The 5223-nt window shown below is 60.8% G+C and carries 5 protein-coding genes; 2 read left to right on the forward strand and 3 right to left on the reverse strand.

The annotated features are described in order from the left end of the window. Together VEZ52_RS03895 and VEZ52_RS03900 are read left to right on the forward strand one after the other, a co-directional pair. Window positions 1-406: OmpH family outer membrane protein (locus VEZ52_RS03895; protein WP_324835619.1), on the forward strand; the 406-nt coding region annotated here is incomplete at its 5' end. 371 nt (window positions 407-777) lie between these two features. Then, window positions 778-1761 (forward strand): AEC family transporter, encoded by a 984-nt coding sequence (locus VEZ52_RS03900; protein WP_324835620.1) that lies wholly within the window; start codon window positions 778-780, stop codon window positions 1759-1761. A 126-nt stretch (window positions 1762-1887) separates the two neighbouring features. Here the strand turns inward: VEZ52_RS03900 and lipA are convergent, their stop codons facing one another. The 3 genes from lipA to VEZ52_RS03915 all read right to left on the reverse strand — a co-directional run bounded on the left by lipA (window position 1888) and on the right by VEZ52_RS03915 (window position 5060). After that, window positions 1888-2769, reverse strand: coding sequence for a lipoyl synthase (lipA, locus tag VEZ52_RS03905; RefSeq protein ID WP_324835621.1), 882 nt, complete (start codon window positions 2767-2769; stop codon window positions 1888-1890). Window positions 2770-2864: 95 nt separating this feature from the next. Continuing rightward, on the reverse strand, window positions 2865-3548 hold the full coding sequence (gene lipB, locus VEZ52_RS03910) for a lipoyl(octanoyl) transferase LipB (RefSeq protein ID WP_324835622.1): 684 nt from the start codon (window positions 3546-3548) through the stop codon (window positions 2865-2867). Window positions 3549-3671: 123 nt separating this feature from the next. Then, a complete protein-coding gene (locus VEZ52_RS03915; RefSeq protein WP_324835623.1) occupies window positions 3672-5060 on the reverse strand; it encodes a BPL-N domain-containing protein in 1389 nt (462 codons plus the stop codon). Window positions 5061-5223: the final 163 nt, after the last annotated feature.

Here is a 5223-nt window from a genome sequence, read left to right on the forward strand (position 1 = left end):
AAGCCTTCAGGGCGACATGCAGACCAAGCTTAACGACATCCAGCAGCGCCTGGAAGCCAACCCCAAGGACGCTGAAGCGCAGAAAGAACTGCAGGCCGTCTACATGTCTGCCCAGCAGCGCATGCAGGTGGAACAGCAGAACGTTGTAAACCTGCTGTATGATGCCATTCAGCGCGTGATCAATACCTACCGCACTGAAAAGGGTTATGCCGTCATCATCAGCACTGAAGCTGTCGCCGCTTTTGATTCCAAGAGCGACGTGACCAATGAAGTGCTGGACCTTGTGAACAAGCAGAAGCTTGATTTCAAGTCTGTGACGCCTGAAGCTGAAAAGGCTCCGGAAGCCGCCCCCGCCCCCAAGGCCGAAACGCCCAAGGACGACAAGGCTGCCAAGGCCAAGAAGTAAGACAGATTCTTTCGGCTGTATTTGACGGCTGAATGTTTGGTAAAGCCCTTCGTCATTGACGGAGGGCTTTTTTGCTTTGTCTGTCTGAGGGGGGCATACTGCTATGTCGGGGGATATTTATTATGACCTGTTTGCGGGTTGGGGGTGAGGCTGAGTTGAAAACGGCGGTGCTGAACCATTGGCAAAAGGTTGCCAATGGCTTGAAACAGATGATATTGTTTTTGTAATATTCTGTAATTATACAGCTTAAAAACTGTTTGAACGACCAAACAGTTTTTGCTGGACAAGGTGGACAAGCCGCGCCATAGTTTCGCCGTCGCCAGCCGGACATACCGGTGGGTGAAAAACGCATCCGAATGGAAAGGTTGATTATGCTTCAAGCGCTGTTTGCCGTCATGCCCGTATTTCTGATTATTGGCGCGGGCGTTCTTTTGCGCAGTCGCGATGTATTGCCCGAAAACGCAGGCCCTGTTCTTGGCATCTACGTGCTCAAGCTGGCTTTGCCTCTGCTGATTCTGCACCTGCTGGCCGGGGCCAGTCTGGCTGATCTTGGGCACTGGGCTTTTTGGGGTGGCATCCTTGGCTCCCAGCTCGTGGTGTATTGCATCGGCTATGCGGGCGACAGGATTTTTTGTCGGCGCGGCGTGGGGCCGGGCGTCATTGCCGGGCTTTCCTGCTCTGCCTGCAATGCCGCCTTTGTGGGCCTGCCCATCGTGTCCAACCTGTTCCCCGGCAATGCCACAGCCATGCTCATTGCTGGCCTGTGTACCCTCACGCCCAACGTGGTCATGATCATCGGGCAGTCCCGCCTGGATGCACTGGCCGGGTCGCTGGCCTGGGACGGCGGAAATCCCCTGAAATTTGTGGGCAAGCTCCTGAAGGTTTTCATCCTCGGCAACCCCATTCTGCTTTCGACCCTGGCTGGCATAGCGCTTTCCGCCTCCGGGCTTGGTCTGTGGGCCCCCATTGACCGCGCCGTGAGCCTTGTGGGCTACACTGCGGCCCCCTGTATGCTGCTGGCTTTGGGCCTTGATTTGCGGCAAAAACTGGTGGTGGCTACGCGGCAGGCGCACGGGCACGCCATTGTGCGGCAAGCATGGTTTATTCTCTGCAAGCTGGTGCTGCATCCGCTGCTGTGCTGGGTCATGCTGGCGGCCCTGGGTGTTTCGGGCCTGTGGCTCGTAATCAGCGTGATTGTCAGCGCCACGGCCACAGCTCTGGTGGTGACGGTCATTGCCGAGGTGTACAGCGCCGTGCCGGAAGAAGCGGCCCTTACGGCGGTGGTCGCCAACGGGCTGAGCATTTTTACCCTGACAGGTTTTGTATGGGGTTTTCAGGTCTTGGGCATGGTTTAAGCCGGGCCTCGAATTTTGAGGAACGAAAAGCGGGCCTTGTTCTCCGGCGGTGATCCGGGGAGCAAAGCCCGCTTTTTTATGGTTGAGCGGATGGCAGGTGAAAGCTGGCCTGCCAAAAGCCCGCAATCAGGCAAAGTTGGCTGCGTGGTAGCTGCTGCGCACCAGCGGGCCGGAAAACACATGGCGCAAGCCCAGCGCTTTGCCGTAGGCCGCGTACTCGTCAAACTGCTCCGGCGTCACATAGCGGTCAAGCTTGTGGTGCTGACTTGTGGGCGGCAGGTACTGGCCGATGGTCACAATGGAGCAGCCCACCGTGTGCAGGTCCTTGATCACCTCAAGCACCTGCGCGTCTGTTTCGCCCAGCCCCACCATGAGGCCGCTTTTGGCCGTCATGCCGCAGTCGTTCACGCGGCGCAGCAGTTCCAGGCTTTGTTCGTAGTCTGCCTGCGGGCGCACCTGCGCATAGAGCGCGGGGTGCGTTTCCACATTGTGGTTGATGATATGGGGTTTGGCGTCCATGACAGTGCGCAGGGCATCGGCGTTGCCCTGAAAATCGGGAATAAGCACCTCAACACTGCTCTGCGGCAAGGCCTGCCGTAGCGCCGTAATTACAGCGGCAAACTGGGCGGAGCCTCCGTCCGCAAGATCGTCGCGCGTCACAGAAGTGACAACCACATGCCTGAGCCCCAGCGTCACGGCGGCCTGAGCCACGCGCTGCGGTTCCGTGGGGTCGGGGGCGCTGGTCTGGCCGGGGTGGATATTGCAGAAGCGGCAGTTGCGCGTACAGGTTTCACCCAAAATCAGAAATGTGGCCGTGCCGGAAGAAAAGCATTCCTGCCGGTTGGGGCAGTTGGCCTCCTTGCAGACGGTGGAAAGCCCCTGTTCGTTCAGCAGAGCGGAGGTGGTGAAAAAGCGCCTGTCGGAGGCCAGCGGGCGGCGCAGCCATGCGGGCTTGCGCAGGGGGACGTTGGCGGAACCGGAATTGTCGGAAGAATCGGGTTGGGTCATTTATTTCGTCCTTGCTGGGGCACCTGCGGCGGCATAGCACCGCAAATGGCCTGAACTGGTGTTGGGCTTGTGATTTGATTCGCCCTGCATGTCCGTTACGGTTGGGCCACGAGCAGGGCTTCGCAGGCTTGCGCTGGTTGCAGGGGCGGCAGCGGCTGGCTGAAAACCTCGCAAAAAGCCTCAAGAAAACAGGTCTTCACAGCATCCATAGTGGCCGGGTCGCCGTTCTGCTCCCGCTGCACCGAGGTGGCTGTCACGCCGTCAAGGCCGCAGGGGGTGATGATGTTGAAGAGGGAAAGATCCCTGTCCACATTCATGGCCAGACCGTGCAGGGTCACGTGGCGCTGCACGGCAATGCCCAGTGAGGCAATCTTGCTGCCGCCCACCCATACGCCGGGAAAACCCGGCTTGCGGGCCGCTTCAATACCAAAGCGGCGCACCGTGCGGATGGCTGTTTCTTCCACATCATTTACATAGGCCCGGACGCCGCCGGAGCGTTTTTTCAGGTTGATGATGGGGTAGGCCACCAGCTGACCGGGAAAATGGCAGGTAATATTGCCGCCGCGCGTACTGTGCACAACATCCACCGCCGAACCCCACAGGCTGGCGAGGTTGGGAGGCAGATTCTCCTGCCCGGAATTTTTGCCCAGGGTGACGGTAGGCGGATGCTCCAGAAGCAGCAGGATGTCGTCGCCGCCCTGAAGCACGTGAGCCTGCGCCTGTTTTTGTATTTCAAAGGCGCGTTGGTAGGCGGTGCAGCCGAGATCAAATGCGTACATGTGAGCCTTGGGCATTGGAGGTTGATGCAAAAAAGCCCTCATAGCGGCTTGCGGCTTCGGCGTCCAGCGCTTGCGGCGCGCAGACGCGGGCATGCCGCCGTGCCGGATCAGGGCGCAGCGGAATCAGGCCAGATCGCAGGGCATGGAGGTCTGGGAAAGGTAGACAAGCTCCTCGGTCATTTCCAGAAGCTCGCCCAGAATGCCCCCGCCGTTCATGGGGTGCCCGAACAGCGATTCGCGCTGATGGTCAAGGCCGCGTTTGTCAATGGCGTCCGGCATGGTGGGGGAGAGGGTTTCCGCAAGGCGGCAGGCCAGAAAATAATCTTCCGCCCCGGCGGCAAACAGGCCTTCGAGCTTGGCAAAGCGCGGGGCCACCTGCTGCCAGTAGGCCAGGGCCGCCGCAGACGGCTCAAGGCTTGCCGCCGTGCACAAGGCCGCGTGCAGATTGTTGCAGGCCGCGCCGGGCAGGCCCGTGCGCCAGCCCCACAGCCAGTGGGTGCGCCCAAAGAAAAGATGGTGGGCCACTGCCAGATCAAGCAGCTCGCGCATGTGGCGCAAGGCGTCAAGCAGGGGGCCGCCCGAGCCTTCCGGCCATGCGGCGCAGGGGTGGCGCAGCTGCCACAGGGGCACATCCTCGCGCGTTGGCTCAAGGCCAGTCATGCTGCGCAGCAACTGGGCCAGCCACGCGTTGGCATCGGGGCTGTGCGGCGTTTCAAGGTGCGAATAACTCAGCACGTACTGCCCCTGCCCGTAAGCTCCGGTCACGGCCATGGGTTGGCCTTCAAGAAAATCTGCCGAAAGGTTCAGGCCGTACAGGTCGCGCCAATGAGAAAAAACCTTGGAGGGCAGGCTTTGCAGAGGGAGATCCGCCAGCCAGAAATCCGCATCCGGCGAACCGTAGGAGGCCAGTACTGTGACTTTGTCGTTCTTTTCAGGCGCAAAGCGCCCCGGCCACCAGACAGGCAGCGAGGGAGAAAATATTTCAGATGGTGTTCCGCTCTGGGCCTGCCGCGCGGCAGCGCGGCGAACACCGGGGCACAGGGGGACAGTTGCGCCGGAATCATTATGCCCGTTCACGGGCTGGCTGGCTGGCGCGGCAGGCCTGCGGGGCGAAAACTCATGCCCGCTGGCGACGTGGGCGCGCACATGCCCGGAAATAAGATGGTACAGACGCTCAGGATAAGCGGCCCGCGCCCAGGGGCAGATGTTCAGGCCGTGATCGGGGTTGGGGTGGCTTAGGGCAAGGCCTGAACCGCCGCAGAAACCCAGATAGTTGCCGCCGCGTTCCACCCATTGGCGCACGGCCTCGCGCCCGTTTTTGCCGAGGGCCGCAGCCTTGAGCCGTGCGTTGCCGCCGGGAACCAGCAGCAGGCGGACGCCTGCGCCGTCCAGTCGCGGCCCTCCATTGGGGCTGACGCCCCCCGGCTTGCCTAAATACGCGCCTTCGGCTATTTCTTGTCCCTTAACCAGGCGGCAGGGCAGTCCCAGCGCGCGAACAGCGCGCCAGGCCATGAGGCCCCAGATGTGGGACGCATCCCATAAAATGCAGATTGGCTGTGCGGCAAACATATACCGCATTATCGCCGCCTTTCATGGAGAAAGCAAGATGGCGGATACGCTACCCAAGGGCTATGAGCCCCATGACGTTGAAGCCCGGTGGCGCAAGCACTGGGAA

It is taken from the genome of Desulfovibrio sp. (assembly GCF_035644575.1).
Lineage (GTDB): Bacteria > Desulfobacterota > Desulfovibrionia > Desulfovibrionales > Desulfovibrionaceae > Desulfovibrio.

What these genes read in the sequence shown, in the direction of transcription:
- VEZ52_RS03900 (WP_324835620.1), top strand. Translation starts at nt 778, where the DNA reads ATGCTTCAAGCGCTGTTTGCCGTCATGCCCGTATTTCTGATTATTGGC.
- lipA (WP_324835621.1), bottom strand. Translation starts at nt 2,769, where the DNA reads ATGACCCAACCCGATTCTTCCGACAATTCCGGTTCCGCCAACGTCCCC.
- lipB (WP_324835622.1), bottom strand. Translation starts at nt 3,548, where the DNA reads ATGTACGCATTTGATCTCGGCTGCACCGCCTACCAACGCGCCTTTGAA.
- VEZ52_RS03915 (WP_324835623.1), bottom strand. Translation starts at nt 5,060, where the DNA reads ATGGCCTGGCGCGCTGTTCGCGCGCTGGGACTGCCCTGCCGCCTGGTT.